The sequence below is a fragment of the Thermomonas sp. genome (genome assembly GCF_047606765.1).
Lineage (GTDB): Bacteria > Pseudomonadota > Gammaproteobacteria > Xanthomonadales > Xanthomonadaceae > Thermomonas.
The window spans coordinates 1-17967 of record NZ_JASGED010000106.1 but is presented as its reverse complement, the minus strand read 5'-3'; the positions used below and the strand labels follow the sequence as shown (position 1 = coordinate 17967).

The 17967-nt window shown below is 66.2% G+C and carries 14 protein-coding genes and 1 tRNA gene; 10 read left to right on the top strand and 5 right to left on the bottom strand.

The features are described from left to right. The first annotated feature begins 402 nt into the window (after nucleotides 1–402). Together QM612_RS10210 and QM612_RS10205 are read left to right on the top strand one after the other, a co-directional pair. A tRNA-Ser gene (locus QM612_RS10210) sits at nucleotides 403–492 on the top strand. A gap of 106 nt (nucleotides 493–598) precedes the next feature. Next, a complete protein-coding gene (locus QM612_RS10205; RefSeq protein WP_415253786.1) occupies nucleotides 599–1252 on the top strand; it encodes a response regulator in 654 nt (217 codons plus the stop codon). Nucleotides 1253–1276: 24 nt separating this feature from the next. On the opposite strand, the gene rne is transcribed toward QM612_RS10205, so the two are convergent. Next, nucleotides 1277–4213 (bottom strand): ribonuclease E, encoded by a 2937-nt coding sequence (gene rne, locus QM612_RS10200; RefSeq protein ID WP_415253785.1) that lies wholly within the window; start codon nucleotides 4211–4213, stop codon nucleotides 1277–1279. A 420-nt stretch (nucleotides 4214–4633) separates the two neighbouring features. Between rne and QM612_RS10195 the strand changes: the two genes are divergently transcribed. After that, on the top strand, nucleotides 4634–5605 hold the full coding sequence (locus tag QM612_RS10195) for an RluA family pseudouridine synthase (RefSeq protein WP_415253784.1): 972 nt from the start codon (nucleotides 4634–4636) through the stop codon (nucleotides 5603–5605). Nucleotides 5606–5732: 127 nt separating this feature from the next. Here QM612_RS10195 and QM612_RS10190 read toward each other — a convergent pair whose 3' ends face one another. Beyond that, nucleotides 5733–6074, bottom strand: coding sequence for a 4a-hydroxytetrahydrobiopterin dehydratase (locus QM612_RS10190; RefSeq protein WP_415253783.1), 342 nt, complete (start codon nucleotides 6072–6074; stop codon nucleotides 5733–5735). 97 nt (nucleotides 6075–6171) lie between these two features. Between QM612_RS10190 and QM612_RS10185 the strand changes: the two genes are divergently transcribed. From QM612_RS10185 to ispG, 3 genes are read left to right on the top strand one after another with little or no spacing between them, the layout of a single operon-like run. Next, nucleotides 6172–6768, top strand: a complete 597-nt coding sequence (locus QM612_RS10185) for an NfuA family Fe-S biogenesis protein (RefSeq protein ID WP_415253782.1) — start codon at nucleotides 6172–6174, stop codon at nucleotides 6766–6768. A gap of 15 nt (nucleotides 6769–6783) precedes the next feature. Next, nucleotides 6784–8490 (top strand): hypothetical protein, encoded by a 1707-nt coding sequence (locus QM612_RS10180; protein WP_415253781.1) that lies wholly within the window; start codon nucleotides 6784–6786, stop codon nucleotides 8488–8490. Nucleotides 8491–8530: 40 nt separating this feature from the next. After that, complete coding sequence (ispG, locus tag QM612_RS10175) at nucleotides 8531–9799, top strand: flavodoxin-dependent (E)-4-hydroxy-3-methylbut-2-enyl-diphosphate synthase (RefSeq protein WP_415253780.1); 1269 nt, start codon at nucleotides 8531–8533, stop codon at nucleotides 9797–9799. Between the two features lie 10 nt (nucleotides 9800–9809). Here ispG and QM612_RS10170 read toward each other — a convergent pair whose 3' ends face one another. Continuing rightward, nucleotides 9810–10709, bottom strand: a complete 900-nt coding sequence (locus QM612_RS10170; RefSeq protein WP_415253779.1) for a GGDEF domain-containing protein — start codon at nucleotides 10707–10709, stop codon at nucleotides 9810–9812. A gap of 68 nt (nucleotides 10710–10777) precedes the next feature. Between QM612_RS10170 and QM612_RS10165 the strand changes: the two genes are divergently transcribed. After that, nucleotides 10778–13501 carry a protein kinase domain-containing protein gene (locus QM612_RS10165; RefSeq protein WP_415253778.1) on the top strand — a complete coding sequence of 908 codons (2724 nt, stop codon included), beginning with the start codon at nucleotides 10778–10780 and terminating at the stop codon, nucleotides 13499–13501. Between the two features lie 13 nt (nucleotides 13502–13514). Here the strand turns inward: QM612_RS10165 and QM612_RS10160 are convergent, their stop codons facing one another. Together QM612_RS10160 and yhbY are read right to left on the bottom strand one after the other, a co-directional pair. Beyond that, nucleotides 13515–13886, bottom strand: coding sequence for an Mth938-like domain-containing protein (locus tag QM612_RS10160; protein WP_415253777.1), 372 nt, complete (start codon nucleotides 13884–13886; stop codon nucleotides 13515–13517). 61 nt (nucleotides 13887–13947) lie between these two features. After that, a complete protein-coding gene (yhbY, locus tag QM612_RS10155; protein ID WP_415253776.1) occupies nucleotides 13948–14253 on the bottom strand; it encodes a ribosome assembly RNA-binding protein YhbY in 306 nt (101 codons plus the stop codon). Between the two features lie 84 nt (nucleotides 14254–14337). On the opposite strand from yhbY, the gene rlmE reads away from it, so the two are divergent. From rlmE to folP, 3 genes are all read left to right on the top strand, one after another. Beyond that, nucleotides 14338–14991 (top strand): 23S rRNA (uridine(2552)-2'-O)-methyltransferase RlmE, encoded by a 654-nt coding sequence (rlmE, locus tag QM612_RS10150; protein ID WP_415253775.1) that lies wholly within the window; start codon nucleotides 14338–14340, stop codon nucleotides 14989–14991. Between the two features lie 9 nt (nucleotides 14992–15000). Further along, nucleotides 15001–16893, top strand: coding sequence for an ATP-dependent zinc metalloprotease FtsH (gene ftsH, locus QM612_RS10145; protein WP_415253774.1), 1893 nt, complete (start codon nucleotides 15001–15003; stop codon nucleotides 16891–16893). 67 nt (nucleotides 16894–16960) lie between these two features. After that, nucleotides 16961–17857 carry a dihydropteroate synthase gene (gene folP / locus QM612_RS10140; protein WP_415253773.1) on the top strand — a complete coding sequence of 299 codons (897 nt, stop codon included), beginning with the start codon at nucleotides 16961–16963 and terminating at the stop codon, nucleotides 17855–17857. Nucleotides 17858–17967 lie beyond the last annotated feature (110 nt).

Genomic DNA, 17967 nt, shown 5'->3' with positions numbered 1-17967 from the left:
TCCCCGCCATGCGGGGAGTAGGAAAGCCTTAGGGAAGGTCTGAACAAGCCGTCATTCCGGCGAAAGCCGGCTGCTTCGGACAAACATTCGTTTGTCAGAAGCAGCCGGCTTTCGCCGGAATGACGGCTTGTTCAGACCTTCCCTAAGGCTTTCCTACTCCCCGCATGGCGGGGAGTAGGTACCCCTCAATGCGCTGCCAGTTGCGTGCATGCATGCTCACCTTCTCCCCGCATGGCGGGGAGAAGGTGCCGAAGGCGGATGAGGGGTGGCGGAAGCGGTGAGATGGATTCGGCCCATCCATGGGCCTCACCCCGCGCAATGCGCGGGGCAGCCTTCGGCTGTCCACATCGGCAATCCTGCCGATGTGTCGAACTCATCGACTCGTGCGAAAATCCACACTACGGAGAGATGGCCGAGCGGTTTAAGGCACCGGTCTTGAAAACCGGCGATGGGTCAAACCATCCGTGGGTTCGAATCCCACTCTCTCCGCCACTTCTACCCGGGTAGGACTTTTCCTACCCATCATCGCGGCATACCCTGCTGGTCGGGGCCGGTACCGGCAGGTAGCGTGTCCCCATCGTGCAACGGGGAGCCTGCAATGCCGATCCGGGTTTTCATCGTGGATGACCACGCGCTGGTGCGCACCGGGTTTCGCCTGATTCTGGGTGGCGAGGCCGATATCGAAGTGGTGGGCGAAGCCGAAAGTGCCGAAGATGCGTTGCCGCTGATCCGCAAGCTCAAGCCGGACGTGGTGCTGTGTGACCTGCACCTGCCGGGGCTGAGCGGGCTGGAATTGACCGAACGCGTGGTGCGCGGCAATTACGGCAGCCGGGTGGTGGCGGTGTCAGTGCTGGAAGACGGGCCGATGCCGCGTCGCCTGCTGGAAGCCGGTGCCTCCGGTTATGTCGGCAAGGCCTGCGATGCCTCCGAACTGTTGCGCGCGGTGCGCGAGGTGGCGCGCGGCAGGAAATATCTGGCAAGCGCGGTGGCGCAGGGCATGGCGCTGTCGGGCTTGCAGGGCAGCAAGGATTCGCCGTTCGACACGCTGACCCCGCGCGAGCTTGAAATCGCGCTGCTGCTCAACCAGGGGCTGCGGCAGGAAGCCATCGCCAAGCGCCTGAGCCTGAGCGCCAAGACCGTGAACACCCACAAGGCGCGCCTGTTCGACAAGCTCGGCATCCGCGACGCCATTTCGCTGGCGCGGCTGGTCAGCCAGCACGGGCTGGGCGATCCCGCGCACGCCGTGCATTGACGGCGCACGCGGGCGTGACCCGCATCAGGCGTTGCGTTCGGCCTCGTTCGCGGGCGCGTCGGCGGTTTCGCTGCGTGCGCTCAGGAACAGGTCGCGCAACTGCTCCGCACGCAGTCGCGCTTCCGGGTCGGCAGTCAGGGCGGCAACCGCCGAGGTTGCGATGGCAGGCCGTGCAATCGCAGCCTGTTCAACGGCGGCAACCGGTTCGATGACCACCTGCTCAACCACGACAGGTTCGATGACGGTTGGCTCGATGGCCACATGCTCAACCACGGTCGGGGTGATGACCACGGCGTCCACCACGGCGGGCGTGGTTTCGGAGGCGATGTGTTCGATGGCAGCAGTTTCCACCGAAGCGGTCGCGGTTGCTGCATCGACCGGCGGCAGTTCGGCAACGGGTTCGGCGACCGGCGCTGCAACGCGGGTGATCGGGGCGATGGCATCCGCTACGATTTGCGTGGCGGAATCCACGATCTCCGCTTCACTCGCTGCCGGTGCGGCTGCAACCGGAGCCGCAGCGACAACCGGCGCGGCAGGCTGGATGTCGTCGAAGTCGAACTCCGGCTGCGCGGCGTCGGTGGCCAGCACTTCGTCCAGCGCGCCGTCCTGATCCAGCATCGCCTCATCGCCAACGGCGGCTTCGCCGGCACCACGACGACGACGGCGGCCACCACGACGGCCGCGACGGCGCTTGCTGCCGCCTTCGCCGTTTTCATCGCCATTGGCGATGGCGTCTGTATCGTCGATCTGCGCGGCTTCGGCAACGGCCTGCGGCATCGCTGCGGGCTGCGGCTGCGTGGCTTGCGGCACTGCGATGTCTGGCGTCAGCGACGTGGCTTCGGCTTCGATCTCGGCAATGGCGACGGCCTGCTTCGGCGGCTGCGGCTTGTCCTGACGCGGCTGCTGCGGCTTTTGCTGTTGCGGCTGCTTCTGTTGTTGCGGCTGCTGTTGCTGCGGCTTGTCCTGCTTCTGCTGCTTGTTGTCGCCGCGCTGCTTCTGGTTCTGCTGTTGCGGCTGTGCCTGCTGCTTCTGATGCTCGCCCTGCGGCTTGCCGCCGTTGCGGTTGTCGCGGCGGTTGTCGTCGCGCCTGCTTTCATCGCGCTTGTTGTTGTCGCGACCGCCACGGCCATCGCGATCATTGCGGCGGTTGCCGCGCTCATCGCGACGCCCGTTGCCACCATGCTGCGCGGGCTGGGTCGCAGGCACCGGTGTGGCGATGGCAGTGCTGCCGCCGAACAGGCCGCGCAGCCAGCCGATCACGCCACCGTTGGTCGGCACCGGCTGCGGTGCAGGCACCTGTGCGACGACCGGTGCGGGCTGGCGCTCTTCCGGCATCGGCCTGGGCTCGCGCAGCGGCGCGGGCTGGGCCGGCTTGACCTTGGTCACTGCCGGCGGCGGCGGGATGTTGAGCTGGGCCTTGGTCAGCGCAATCGTCGCCAGCTTGCGCGGGGTGCCGCGCTGGTAGCTGGGCTTGGCGGTCTCTTCGCCCATCTCGTTTTCGCGGATGCGCGTGACTTCGTAGTGCGGGGTGTGCAACTGCTCATCCGCAACGATCACGATGGGCGCGTCGTGGCGCGCTTCGATCTCGCGCAGTGCGCTGCGCTTTTCGTTGAGCAGGAAGTTGGCGATTTCCACCGGCACCTGCACCAGCACCTGCCCGGTGTTGTCCTTCATCGCGTGTTCTTCGGCAACGCGGATGATCGACAGGCTCAGCGATTCGATGCTGCGCATGCGGCCATGGCCTTCGCAGCGCGGGCAGACGATCTGGCTGGCCTCGCCCAGGCTGTTGCGCAGGCGCTGGCGGCTCATTTCCAGCAGGCCAAAGCGGCTGATGCGGCCAATCTGCACGCGCGCGCGGTCGTACTTCAGCGCGTTCTGCAGCTTGTTCTCCACGTCGCGCTGATGCTTGTTGCTCGACATGTCGATGAAGTCGATCACCACCAGCCCGCCAAGGTCGCGCAGGCGCAACTGGCGGGCGACTTCTTCCGCCGCTTCAAGATTGGTGTTGAACGCGGTTTCCTCGATGTCGCCGCCCTTGGTGGCGCGCGCCGAGTTCACGTCGATGGCGGTCAGCGCTTCGGTCTGGTCGATCACCAGCGCGCCGCCGGATGGCAGGCGCACGGTGCGCTCGTACGCGGACTCGATCTGCGATTCGATCTGGAAGCGGTTGAACAGTGGGGTGTCGTCGGTGTAGTGCTTCAGCTTGCGCTTGTTGTGCGGCATCACCTGTTCGACGAACTCCAGCGCCTCGGCATACATCTCCGGGGTATCGACCAGGATTTCGCCGATGTCGCTGCGCATGTAGTCGCGCAGGGCGCGCACGATCAGGCGCGACTCCTGGTAGATCAGGAACGGCGCGGGCTTGGTCAGCGCGGCGTCGGCGATGGCGCGCCAGATCGACAGCAGGTAGTCCAGGTCCCACTGCAGTTCTTCCGCGTCGCGGCCCACGCCGGCGGTGCGGATGATGACGCCCATGTCGTCGGGGATGTTCAGCGCGTCCATCGCCCGCTTCAGCTCGGCGCGGTCGTCGCCCTCGATCCGGCGCGAGACGCCGCCGGCGGTCGGCGAGTTCGGCATCAGCACCATGTAACGGCCGGCCAGCGAGATGAACGTGGTCAGGGCCGCGCCCTTGTTGCCGCGCTCCTCCTTGTCCACCTGCACCACCACTTCCTGGCCTTCGCGCAGCAGTTCGCGGATGCTGCCCTTGTTCGGGTCAACGCCGGCCTGGAAGTAGTCGCGGGAGATTTCCTTCAGCGGCAAAAAGCCGTGGCGATCCGCGCCGTATTCGACGAAGGCCGCTTCCAGCGATGGTTCCAGCCGGGTGATGCGGCCCTTGTAGATGTTGGACTTCTTGTTTTCCCTGGACGGCTGTTCGATGTCGATGTCGTACAGGTTCTGGCCGTCAACGATCGCCACGCGCAGTTCTTCCGCCTGCGTGGCATTGATGAGCATTCGCTTCATTGGTGCGTTCCTCGCGCGTCTTCACACGCGGAACGCCGGGCGTTTCGCCTCTGGATACCGCAAGCGCCCGGCTGCGCATGGCGCGCCGGTCGCCTCTAGTGTTCCAGCGCTACAACACCACGGCGGGCCGCGGGAGCGCTTGTTGCTTGTCGTGTTGCAGGGCCGGCGACCGCCGCCCGTGCCTTGTGGGTCGGGGCGCGTCGCGCGGGGCGTTGTTCAGCGGGTGTCGTCACGACCGCAGGGGCCGGCGATGGGCGGGCTTGCCGCGCAGCCGTTAACATGGCCGCCCCGAGGGCGGTGGCAACGACACTGCGGCGGGGCTCGTCAGGCAGGCCAGCTTTCGGCTGGATGGGCGGCAAGCCACCCGACACTTCCTGCGAAATCAAACCCTTACATCGCCCCCCGAGTGTACCAGATCACATGTCCCTGAGACAGCCCGAGCCGACTTCGTCCGCCGCCCGCACCGTCAAGGTGCCGGATGACCGTGCCGGCCAGCGGCTGGACAACTTCCTGCTGGGCCAGTTGAAAGGCGCGCCGCGCTCGCTGGTGTACAAGCTGGTGCGCAGCGGGCAGGTGCGGGTCAACGGCGGTCGGGCCAAGGCCGAGCGCAAGCTGGAAGCGGGCGATGAGGTCAGGATTCCGCCTGTTCGCCTCAATATCGACGAAGATGGCAACAAATCACCACCGCCCAAAGGGCTGCTGGCGGCGCTGGAAGCGGCCATCGTGTTCGAGGACGCCCGCCTGCTGGCGCTCAACAAGCCCTCCGGCCTTGCCAGCCACGGTGGCAGCGGGATCAGCCACGGCGCGATTGAATCCCTGCGCGCCCTGCGCCCGAAGGAGACGTTGGAGCTGGTACACCGGCTGGATCGCGACACCTCCGGCCTGCTGGTGATTGCCAAGAAGCGCTCGGCCTTGACCGAACTTCAGCGATTGTTACGCGAAGATCATGGATCAGGCATCGAAAAACGCTATCTGGCGCTGCTGGCCGGGCGCATGCCGGATGGTGTCATGAGCGTCGATGCGCCCTTGCACGTCGGCTTGCGCCAGGGCGGCGAACGGCATGTGCAGGTCAGTGATGCCGGCAAACCGTCCCTCAGCCACTTCCGGGTGCTGGAGCGGCGCGGCGGGCAGAGCTATTGCGAAGTCCGCATCGAAACCGGGCGCACCCACCAGATCCGCGTCCATGCCCAGCACATCGGCCATCCGGTGGCCGGCGACGACAAATACGGCAATGAAGCCGCCAACAAGCGCCTGCGCGAACAGGCCGGGCTGAAGCGGCTGTTCCTGCATGCCTCGTCGCTTGCGTTCGAGCTGGACGGCGGCAAGGCACCGTATGTCCTCAATGCGCCGCTGGCACCGGAATTGGTGGACGTGCTGGATCGGTTGGGTTGACGAACCATCAGGACGTGCCGTCGGTTTGCGTTGACCGACTCTCGGCGACACGGATGTCGCCGAGAAGCCTCCATGGATGGATTCACGGCGTGTCGGGCAATGCGAACCGGTGGCGCGTCCCCGGTTTTCAACCCGCCAGCAAATCCGCCTTCGCCGCGCAGATGAAGTCGTTTTCGGACAGCCCGCCGACGTCGTGGGTGGAAAAGCGCACCACGCAGCGGTCGTAGTGGACGGACAGGTCGGGGTGGTGGTTCTCGGCGTTGGCGACGTGCGCCAGTGCGTTCACGAACGACATCGTGCGGTAGTAGTCGGGGAAGCTGAAGGTCCTGCTGAGTGCGTGGCCGTTCTCGACCAGCTCCCAGCCCGGCAGCTGCGGCAGCAGTTCACGAATGCTGGCCTCGCTCAGGCGGTGTTCGTGGCCGCGGCGGGCGATGCAGTGCGCTTGGGCAAGCGGGATCAGGTCGGACATCGGATTTCTCCTGCGGGGGATGAACCGCAGGCATCGCCTGCGTTGGGCAGCGCAATGGTGGCGACGCAGCGCGCGGCCGCGTGGCTAGAATAGCCGCATGATCCAGATTTCCGAAGCCGCGCAGACGCATTTCCGCAAGTTGATCGAGCGCGAGGCCATCCCCGGCCTTGGCGTGCGGCTGGCTGCGAACGATCCGGGCACGCCGCGTGCGGACGTGCGGCTGGAGTTTGCCGAAAGTGCGGAGTTGGCCGGTGACGAATGGGCCATCGACTGCGAAGGCTTCACCCTGTGGCTGGATGCTGCCAGCGTGCCCTATCTGGATGGCGCGGAAATCGACTACGCCACCCAGGCCACCGGCGGCCAGTTGCAGATCCGTGCGCCGAAGATCAAGGGTTCGGCACCGGGCGAGACCGCTTCACTGGTGGAGCGCGTGCGCTGGCTGATCGAGCAGGAAATCAATCCGCAATTGGCCCAGCATCGCGGCCACGTCAGCCTGCAGGAAGTGACCGCCGATGGCGTGGTGGTGCTGCGCTTCGGTGGTGGCTGCCACGGCTGCGGCATGGCCGATGTCACCCTGAAGCAGGGCATCGAAAAGACCCTGATGGAGAAGGTGCCCGGGGTGACGGCGGTGCGCGATGCCACCGACCACGCGACCGGCAGCGCGCCGTACCTGCCGCAGCGCGGCGCGGCCTGATCGGAACCGGCGCGCGTGACGACTGCCAATGACGTCATCGCCGCGCTCAATCAGCGGCGGTTGTTGAAGACGGGCCGGCTGGACGATGCCGGGCGCATGCCGGCAGGCTGGCAGCAGTGGTTCGATGGCATGCCGCGCGTTGATGCGCAGGCGGCGCATGCCAGGCCGGCCTCGTGGATTGATGTGTTCGTGCAACGCCCGCTGCGGCCCATCCCGCGCAGGCCCGGCGCAAAGAGCCGGCTGCAGGCCTTCTTCAGCCTGTTGCAGCAGAACTGGGAGCCCGATCCGCGCGACGAACGCGGCCTGCGCATTGGCGTGACCGTGCTCGACATCGTCATGCATCTGGTGCTCGTGGCGCTGCTGCTGTGGCTGATGTATCTGGGCATGGTGGCGCTGTCGAAGGTGGAAGAAGATGACGAAGCCGTGCAGGTGGAGTTCATCGGGCGCGGCAACGCCGAAGAAGGTGGCGGTGCGCTGGCCGCAGCCGGTGCCGAATCCGCAGCATCGCCCGCGCCTGCGGTGCGCCAGCCGACGCCATCGCCATCACCCGCTACCGAAGCTGCTGCAACCGCGCAACCGGCCAATGTCGCCGAACAGCCCGTGCCTGCGCCGAGTGCCGAAGTCGCGGCGGCGCAGCCGGAGCCTGCGCCGCAGCCGGTGGAAGACGCCGCGCAGGAATTGCAGGTCAGCGAGGTGCGGGTGCCCGATCCCGCCAGCTTCCAGTTGCCGCCGCCGCGCGAGCGCAGCACGACCTTGCCGGAATTGCGCGAACGCGCGCCGCGACAGACCGAAGTGGTGGACGTGGAAGCCCCGCGCATGCAGGCATTGCCCGAACGGCAGGTTGCAGTGCGCCAGCCGCAGCCGCGTGAACCGCAGTTGCGGCAGCGCGCGTTGCCGGTTGATGCGATCCAGCCCGATCCAACCGAAGCGCTGCGCCAGCGGCCATTGCCGGGTGTGAGCGAGGTGCAGGTACAGGCGCGTGCGCCGGAGCTGCGCGCGCGCGCGATCGTGCCGAAGCCGGGTGGTTCCCCTACGACTGCCACCAAACCGGGCAGTGGCAATGCAGCTTCCGGCAGTGCCACCAGCGGTGCCGGCAATGCACATGGCGATGCGCCAGCCGCAGGGCAGGCCAAGGCTGGCGCGGGGCAGGGCGCGCGCGCGGCCACCGAAAGCGGGCGTGGTGTCACCACTGTTGGCAGCGGTGCCGGCCCCGGCCTGAAGCCGGCTCCCGGCGGTTGGTCTGGCGCAGCGAAAAGCGATGACTGGGGCGCATCCGATCGCAATGTCGCCGGCACCGGCAATGGCGGCAAGAGTGGCGATGGCAAGTCCGGCCTGTTCAACAGCGACGGCAGTACGCGCCTGCCGGACGAATGGACGAAGCAGAGCGGCATCGACATCGACCGCGCCGGTACCTGGCTCAAGCGCCCGGGCCTGGAATACAAGGGCACGCGCTTCGACAAATACTGGATTCCCAACGGCACCTTGCTGGAGGAATGGGTGCGGCGTGGCATCAAGAAGGTTGCGATCCCGATTCCCGGCAGCAAGCTGCAGTTGCGATGCGCAGTGTCGGCGCTGCCGCCCGGTGCCGTCTGCACGCCCTACAATCCCGACGTGAACGAGCAGCCGGCCATTGCAAGACCGCCGCCGGATGTGCCGTTCAAGCCGGAATTGCAGGAAGACAACGGCAGCGTGCGCCCGGCCGATCCGCCCGCTGGCGGTTGATGCACGCCGCGCGCAACAGCGTGCGGCCTACAATATGCCGATGAATGCCGTGCCTGCCCCGTTGCCTCCCTGCGCCGATCATCATCGTTACGGCCCCGCGCCGCGCCGCGTCACGCGGCAGGTTGAAATCGGTGGCGTGCAGGTCGGCGGCGACGCGCCGGTGGTGGTGCAGTCGATGACCAATACCGACACCGCCGATGTTGCATCCACCACCAAGCAGGTGGCGGAATTGTGGCGCGCAGGGTCGGAACTGGTGCGGGTGACGGTGAATAACGCCGAATCCGCCGCCGCCGTGCCGCGCATCGTCGAGAAGCTCGACATGATGGGCATTCGCGTGCCGATCATTGGCGACTTCCACTACAACGGCCACACCCTGCTGGCGAACGAGCCGGCTTGCGCCGAGGCGCTGGCGAAATACCGCATCAACCCCGGCAATGTCGGTTTCGGCAAGAAGCGCGACAGCCAGTTTGCACAGTTGATCGAGTTCGCCATCCAGTACGGCAAGCCGGTACGCATCGGTGCCAACTGGGGTTCGCTGGATCAGGCGCTGGCCGCCACCTTGATGGACGAAAACGCACAGCGCGCCGAGCCCTGGGATGCAGGGCGGGTGATGCGCGAAGCCTTGATCCGCTCCGCGCTGGATTCCGCGCAGCGCGCGGTCGAGATCGGCCTGCCGCGCGAGCGCATCGTGCTGAGCGCCAAGGTCAGCGGCGTGCAGGAACTCGTCGCCGTCTATCGCGACCTGTCACAACGCAGTGACTTCGCCCTGCATCTGGGCTTGACCGAAGCCGGGATCGGCAGCAAGGGCATCGTTGCTTCGAGCGCGGCGCTGGGTGTGCTGCTGCAGGAAGGCATCGGCGACACCATCCGCATTTCGCTGACGCCGGAGCCGGGCGCATCGCGCACGCAGGAAGTGATCGTGGCGCAGGAACTGCTGCAGACGATGGGCCTGCGCGCGTTCACGCCGATGGTCACGGCTTGCCCCGGCTGCGGCCGCACCACCAGCGAGTTCTTCCAGGAACTGGCGAAGGTGGTGCAGGAGCATGTGCGCGGCAAGATGCCGGAATGGAAGATCAGCCACCCCGGCGCGGAGAACATGACGCTGGCGGTGATGGGCTGCGTGGTGAACGGGCCGGGCGAATCGCGCCACGCCAACATCGGCATCTCGCTGCCCGGCACCGGCGAAGCACCGTCCGCGCCGGTGTTCGTGGATGGCGAAAAGACCGTCACATTGCGCGGCGAGAACATCGCGCATGAGTTCGTGGCCCTGATCGACGATTACGTCGAAACCCGCTACCGCGCGCGCTGACCGGCGCGCATCAGGCGTCCGTGCAGACACGGTTGCGGCCTTCGCTCTTGGCCCGATAGAGCGCGCTGTCGGCGGCGACCATCAGGTTGTTGCGCGACCCATGCCGTGGCCCCAGCGCGGCCACGCCGATGCTGACCGTGATCTGCCGTGGTTCGCCATCGGGCAGGAACGCGGCGGCGGCAACCGCCTCGCGCAGGCGCTCCGCGCAGGCCTGGGCGGTGTCCAGTTCACACTCCGGCAGCAGCAGCGCGAACTCCTCGCCACCGATGCGCGCGGCCAGGTCTTCGCTGCGTGCGTGGCGAAGCACCAGCGCGGCGATCTGGCGCAGCACCTCGTCGCCGCAGGCGTGGCCGTAGCGGTCATTGACCGGTTTGAACAGATCCACGTCGATGATGCACAGCGCCAGCGGGCGCTGGTGGCGCAGCGCGCGGGCGATTTCCTTGTCCGCCATCTCGATGAAATGACGACGGTTGTACAACTCCGTCAGCGCGTCATGGGTGGCGAGCTGGTAGATCTCCTCGTGGTAGCGCGCTTCCACGCTGTCCTGGCTGATGAACTTGAGGATGCTTTCGCCCACGGTGACCTGGTCGCCATCGGACAGCGCGGTATCGCCTTCGATGCGGCGCTCGTTCAGGCGGGTGGTATTGGTCGCGCCGAGGTCGCGGATGAGGTAGCGGTTTTCGTCGCGCCAGATCCGGCAGTGCGAGCGCGACACGCTTTTGTGGGCGATCACGAAATCCGCCTCGTCCGAGCGCCCCACCATCAAGGGCGCGTCGGTGATGTCGATGCGCTGGCCCAGCCCTTGGCCGTGGATCACCACCATACAGGCCGAGCGCCGCGCCGGGCTGGGTGGCCCTTCGCTGAGCAGGGTGCGCTGGGTGGTGTCGTGCGATTTGGTGTTGGCGTTCATGGATTGCAGGAGTGTAGCCGCTGGCGCGGGCCGGGAGCGGACGTAGAATCGGGCGGACGGGGGACACCATGACGCAGGACGACCGCGAACGTACCGAACTGCTGGCGACGCGCTCGCCAGCCAGCGCAACTGCGCCTGCGCCGGGCGATGCCTTGCCACCGGGCGCGCGGCTGGGCCGCTACCGCATCGAGGCCCTGCTGGGGCGCGGCGGCATGGGCGATGTCTATCGCGCCGAGCAACTGGAGCCGGTGCGGCGCACGGTGGCGTTGAAGCTGCTGCGCGCACAGCGGCTGGACGCGCGCCATCTGGCCTATTTCGAGGTGGAGCGCCAGTTGCTGGCACAGATGCGGCACCCGGCCATCGCCCAGATCTTCGATGCCGACACCACCCCGGACGGCACGCCGTACTTCGCGATGGAGTTCATCGCCGGCAGCCCGGTGACCCGCTATTGCGATGAGCATGCGCTGTCGCTGTACGAACGCATCGCGCTGTTCATCCGCATCTGCGAAGGCGTCCAGCACGCGCACCAGAAGGGCGTGATCCACCGCGACCTGAAGCCGGGCAACCTGCTGGTGGACGAGGTCGATGGCCGCGCATTGCCGCGCATCATCGACTTCGGCATCGCCACCGCCAGCGCGCTGACCGAAGGGCGCGAGATCGCCGGCACGCCCGATTACATGAGCCCGGAGCAGGCCGGCGGCGACCAGTCGCTGGTGGACACGCGCAGCGACGTGTACGCGCTGGGCGTGGTGCTCAGCGAACTGCTGACCGGCCAGCGACCGCTGGCAGCGGGCGAAACCGTGACCCCGCAGGCGCATACCCTGCGGCTGCCGTCCGCGCAGTTGTCCACGTTGTCGCCGCAGGATGCCGAACGACTCGCGCGCGGGCGCGGCCAGCCGCTGGCGCGCATGCAGCGCATGCTGCGCAGCGAACTGGACTGGGTGGTGGCGAAGGCCATGCGCCACGAACGCGGCGAGCGTTATCCATCCGCCGCCGCGCTGGCCGAAGACCTGCAGCGGTTCCTGGACAACAAGCCGTTGCAGGCGGTGCCAGCTTCGCGGCGCTACGCATGGCGCAAGTTCGCGCAGCGGCATCGGGTTGGCTTTGCTGCCGGTGCGATGGTGGCGCTGGCGCTGGTCGCAGGCCTGGCGGTGTCGATCTATGGCCTGTTGCAGGCGCGCGAGCAGCGCGCGGTGGCCGAGCAGCGCAGCGCGGAACTGGAGAAGGTGGCGGCGTTCCAGCAATCGATGCTGGAAGGCATCGACATCGAAGCCATGGGCATTGGCATGGGTGATGCCCTGCGCGGTCAGGTGGCGAAGGCGTTGCCGGACGATGCTGCCGCGTTTGACTCTGCGCTGGCCCGCGCCAGCACCGCCGATGTTGCGCGCCAGTTGATTGACCATGACATCCTTGCCAATGCCGAGCGTGCCATCGAACGTGATTTCGGCAGCGAGCCGGGCCTTGCCGCCGACCTGCGTGAATCTGTGGCGAAGGTGCGCACCGCATTGGGTCTGCATGCGGAGGCGGCGAAGGGATTTGCGCAGGTTGCCGATTACCGCACGGCGGCATTGGGTGCGCGTGCGCCGGCTACGCTGAAGGCGCGGCAGGAGCAGATCGATGCACTGCTGATGGCCGCGCAGCCGCAGCAAGCGCAGGCGTTGCTGGAGCCGGCGTTGCGCGATGCCGACGCATTGCCGCAGGACCATCCGGTACGGCTGCGACTGCAGCTGAACCATGCGCAGGCGGTGAGTGCGCTCGGCGACCGTGCCCGCTCACGGACGATGCTGGAAGCCCTGCATGCTTCCGCCGTCAAATTGCGTGGCGAACGTGACCCGGTTGCGCTGGAAGTCGCCAATGATCTTGCCATCCACCTGACCCGCTCCGGTGAACCACAGGCAGGACGCAAGGTGCTGGAAAACGTGGTGGCGCTGCGCACGCAGGCGCTGGGCAAGGAGCACCCGGACACGCTGGCGTCGCTGCACAATCTCGCCATCGCGCGGATCATGAGTGGCGACAAGGCTGGTGCGGTTGAAGTGCAGCGTGGGCTGGTGGACATACAGACGCGCAGGCTGGGTGCGGAACATCCGATTACGCTGGATGAGCGTGCCAACCTTGCCAACATGCTTGCCGACAGCGGCAAGTCGGAGGAGGCATTGCCCATCAGCAAAGGCGTGGTCGAAGCCCGCACGCGCACGCTGGGCCCGGAACATCCGTCCACACTGCGCGCCAAGCTCAACCTGTCCACCTTCCATGCGCGCCTGAAGGACTATGCGAAGGCCATGGCATTGCAAGGCGAAGTCGCCGAAGCGCGTGCGCGCCTGCTGGGGCCGCAACATCCGGACACGCTGTTCATCCAGATCAACCGCGCCGGCACCTTCGTGCAGGCCAAACGCTACCGCGATGCGCTGGTGCAGCTTGACCGCTATCTTCCGGTTGCGCGCAAGGTACTGGGCGAGAAGCACTCGCAGGTACGTGATGGATACAAGATTCGCGCGGATGCAGCGGAGGAACTCGACGACGATGCACTTGCTATCGCGTCTTACCGCGAACTGCTGACGTTGAGCGAAGCTGCGCTGGGTGCAGACAGCCACCACACCATCAATGCCGCATGGCAACTGGAAGGCCTGTTGCGCAAGTCTCCGGCAGGGCGTGCCGAAGCCGATTCCCTGCGCACGCGCTACGTGCAACCACTGCTGGACGCCAAACCAGACACACTGGACGAAGATCGCGCCAAGGTGCGCAAGAACATCATCGACACCGAAGCCAAGGAAGCCCGCAAGGCCGCGCGCTGAACGGCCTGCATCGTTACGGAATCACGAATCCCGCCACCACGCGCCGGCCTTCACCGGCCAGAACCGAATACGTGCGCGCAGCAGCGGCATTGGTCATGATTTCCATCCCGATGCCGCGTTGCAGGCAGGCGGCCATGACCACGGCGGGCGGGAATAGTTGTTTCGCGCCGGTGCCGAGCAGCACCAGTTCCGGTTGCAGTGCGAACAGCGCATCAAGGTCACCGGCGACCATCGCGCCGGCATCGCGCACCAGCCAGTCTTCGACCAGCGTATTGGGGGCAATCACGAAGCTGGATGTCAGCCGGCGGTCGTTGACCAGCGCGGATTCGCCGTCTGCGCCGCGCAGGAAGCAGGTGTAGTCCGGGCGTTCGAGGTTCAGTTGCATGCGGGTTCCACCCTCATCCGCCTTCGGCACCTTCTCCCGCCAGCGGGAGAAGGAAACATCATTACGCCCTCGGCAGCACGATGTGCCGTTTTTCCTTCGCCGGGCGGTACAGCACGGCGGTATGGCCGATGCGCTGCACCAGCGCCGCGCCGGTGCGCTCGGCCAGCTCGGCGATCATGGCATCGCGCAGGTCGCGGTCTTCGCCGGCCACCTTCACCTTGATGAGTTCGTGGTGTTCCAGTGCGCCATCGACCTCCGCTGCCAGCGCATCGGTGATGCCCTTGCCGCCGACCTGCAGCATCGCCTTCAGGTCGTGCGCCATGCCGCGCAGGAAACGGATCTGGGCATTGGTCAGGACGATGGACATGCGGCGCTAAAAGGTTGGAAACGGGCGGCAGGGTATCATGACCGCCTGTTTCCCCATGCCCGGAACCCGTGGCGACTCGCAGCCATGCCTTCACGAAGCAAGTCAAGCCAGCGCTGGCTCAAGGAGCACTTCTCCGACCCCTACGTCAAAAAGGCGCAGGCGGAGGGGATGCGTTCGCGCGCGGCCTACAAGCTGGAGGAGCTGGTCGAGCGCGACCGCCTGCTCAAGCCGGGCATGGTGGTGGTCGATCTGGGCGCGGCCCCCGGCGGCTGGTCGCAGTGGGTGCGGCAGGAGCTGGACGTGCTGGACAAGGGCCGGGACAAGCCGAGCCGGGTGATCGCCAGCGACATCCTGGAAATGCCATCGCTGGCCGGGGTGGAGTTCCTTCACGGCGACTTCAGGGAGGATGCTGTCTTGTCCAGCTTGCTGGAGATGCTGAACGGGGAACAGGTCGATCTTGTCTTGTCCGACATGGCCCCCAATAAGAGTGGTGTGGATGCGGTGGACCAGCCGCGCGCGATGCACCTGTCCGAGCTGGCGATGGAGTTCGCCGACGGCCAGTTGCGCACGGGCGGCACCTTCCTGATCAAGCTGTTCCAGGGAACGGGGTTCGACGAATACGTGCGGGAACTGCGGCGGCGTTATGCCAAGGTAGTGATCCGCAAGCCGGCGGCTTCGCGCAAGCGGTCGCCCGAAGTGTATGCACTGGCGCAAGGCAAGCTGGCGCAAATCAGGTAGAAGGACGACATGAACGACATTGGCAAGAACCTGCTGCTCTGGGTGGTCGTGGTCGCCGTGCTGATGGTGGTGTTCCGGAGTTTTTCGCCGGAGCTGACCCCCAGCAAGGAAACGGTCTATTCGGACTTCGTGCAGGACGTGCAGAACGGGCGCATCAGCAAGGTCGATATTTCCAGCAACGAACGCACCATCAACTTCGTGCGCAGCAACGGCGACAAGGGCATCACCACCGCGCCGCTGCGCGACAAGGACTTGATCGGCGACCTGATCGAACACAAGGTCGAGATCAACCAGGCACCGCCGGACACCGGCATTTCGTTCTGGTCGCTGGTGCTGAACTTCCTGCCGGTGCTGCTGATTATTGGCTTCTGGCTGTTCATGATGCGGCAGATGCAGGGCGGCGCTGGCGGCAAGGGTGCGATGTCGTTTGGCCGTTCGCGCGCCAAGCTGCTCAGCGACGATCAGGTAAAGGTGACCTTCGCCGACGTGGCCGGCTGCGACGAGGCCAAGGAGGAAGTCTCCGAGCTGGTCGAGTTCCTGCGCGACCCGTCGCGCTTCCAGAAGCTGGGCGGCAAGATTCCGCGCGGCGTGCTGATGGTCGGCCCGCCCGGCACCGGCAAGACCCTGCTGGCGAAGGCGATTGCCGGCGAGGCCAAGGTGCCGTTCTTCTCGATTTCCGGCTCCGACTTCGTGGAAATGTTCGTTGGCGTGGGCGCATCGCGCGTGCGCGACATGTTCGAGCAGGCCAAGAAGCACGCGCCCTGCATCATCTTCATCGACGAAATCGACGCCGTGGGCCGTCATCGCGGCTCCGGCATGGGCGGTGGCCACGACGAGCGCGAGCAGACCCTCAACCAGATGCTGGTGGAGATGGACGGCTTCGAGGGTGGCGAGGGCGTGATCGTGATTGCCGCCACCAACCGCCCCGACGTGCTGGACAAGGCGCTGCTGCGTCCGGGCCGCTTCGACCGGCAGGTGATGGTCGGCCTGCCCGACATCAAGGGCCGCGAGCAGATCCTGAAAGTCCACATGCGCAAGGTGCCGCTGCACGACAACGTGCGCGCGGACGTGCTGGCGCGCGGTACGCCGGGTTTCTCCGGTGCCGACCTTGCCAATCTGGTGAATGAAGCAGCCCTGTTCGCCGCGCGTCGCAACAAGACGCAGGTGGACATGCAGGACTTCGAGGACGCCAAGGACAAGATCTACATGGGCCCGGAGCGCCGCAGCATGGTGATGCGCGAGGAAGAGCGCCGTGCCACTGCGTATCACGAGTCCGGCCACGCCGTGGTCGCCATGTCGCTGCCCAAGGCCGACCCGGTACACAAGGTGACGATCATGCCGCGTGGCTGGGCGCTGGGCCTGACCTGGCAGTTGCCGGAGTTCGACCGCATCAGCCACTACAAGGACAGGATGCTGGAAGAAATCGCCATCCTGTTTGGTGGCCGCATCGCCGAGGAACTGTTCGTTGGCGACATCTCCACCGGCGCGTCCAACGACTTCGAGCGCGCCACCGCGATCGCGCGCGGCATGGTCACCCGCTATGGCATGAGCGATGTGCTCGGGCCGATGGTGTATGCCGACAGCGACAGCGGCTACGGCATCCAGAACAAGAACATTTCCGGTGCCACCCAGCAGAAGGTGGATGCCGAAATCCGCCGCATCCTCGATGAACAATACGCCGTGGCGAAGCAAATCCTTGAGGAAAAGCGCGACCGCGTGGAGGCGATGACCACCGCGCTGGTGGAGTGGGAAACCATCGACGCCGAACAGGTCAAGGACATCATGGAAGGCCGCACGCCCAACCCGCCGCCGGGCTGGGTGGAAAAGCCGGGCCGCAGTGGCAAGGATGATTCGTCCACGCCGACTGCGCCGGCACTGGTTGATCCTGCGCCGCAGACCTGAAGACGGTTGCCGTCCTGCATCGAAAAGGCCAGAGTCCGCTCTGGCCTTTTTCGTATGCGCAAATCCAATGTTCGACACCAGCCCGCAACTTGACTGCAATGGCCGCATCCTGAGGCTCGACCTGCCGTGCGTGATGGGCATCGTCAACGTCACCCCGGATTCGTTTTCCGATGGCGGCGCGCATTTCGATGCCGATGCCGCCGTTGCGCATGGCCTGAAATTGGCCGAAGAAGGCGCGGACATCCTCGATGTCGGCGGCGAATCCACGCGGCCCGGCGCGCAGGAGATCTCGGTTGAGGAAGAATTGCGTCGCGTGATTCCCGTCATCGAGAGGCTGGCGAAGGAAACGTCGTTGCCAATCAGCATCGACACATCGAAACCCGAGGTCATGCGCGCTGCTGTGGAAGCCGGTGCCGGCATGGTCAATGACGTGTACGGCCTGCGCCGCGAAGGCGCTTTGGATGCGGCAGCGGAACTGCGCGTGCCGGTGGTATTGATGCACATGCTGGGCGAACCGCGCTCGATGCAGGATGCGCCGCAGTACGACGACGTGGTCGGCGAGGTGCATCGCTTCCTTGTCGAGCGCATCTTCGCGGCGGAGATGGCCGGCATCGCGAAGAAGCACATCGTGGTCGACCCCGGCTTCGGCTTTGGCAAGACCACGACCCACAACCTGCGACTGCTGGCGCAGTTGCGGCGCTTCACCGAACTGGGTGTGCCGGTGCTGGCCGGGTTGTCGCGCAAACGCAGCATCGGCGAACTCACCGGGCGCGAGGTTGCTGCCGAACGTGCGGCGGGTTCCGTGGCCGCGCACCTGATCGCTGCGCAGAACGGTGCCTCGATCCTGCGCGTGCATGACGTGGCGGCAACCGTCGATGCGCTGAAGGTCTGGAACGCGGTTGCGGCAGTGCCTGCGCCGCGCAAGGATGCGGGCAAGCCGGCGATCGTCTGGCCGGACGATTAGTGTCCGGGATGTTCTGCTGGCATTTTCCTGTAGGTGCGCAGCTTGCTCCGCACACACCCGCAGCATCATGCATTGTCCAAGGATGTTCTGCCGAGCAAGCTCGGCAGCTA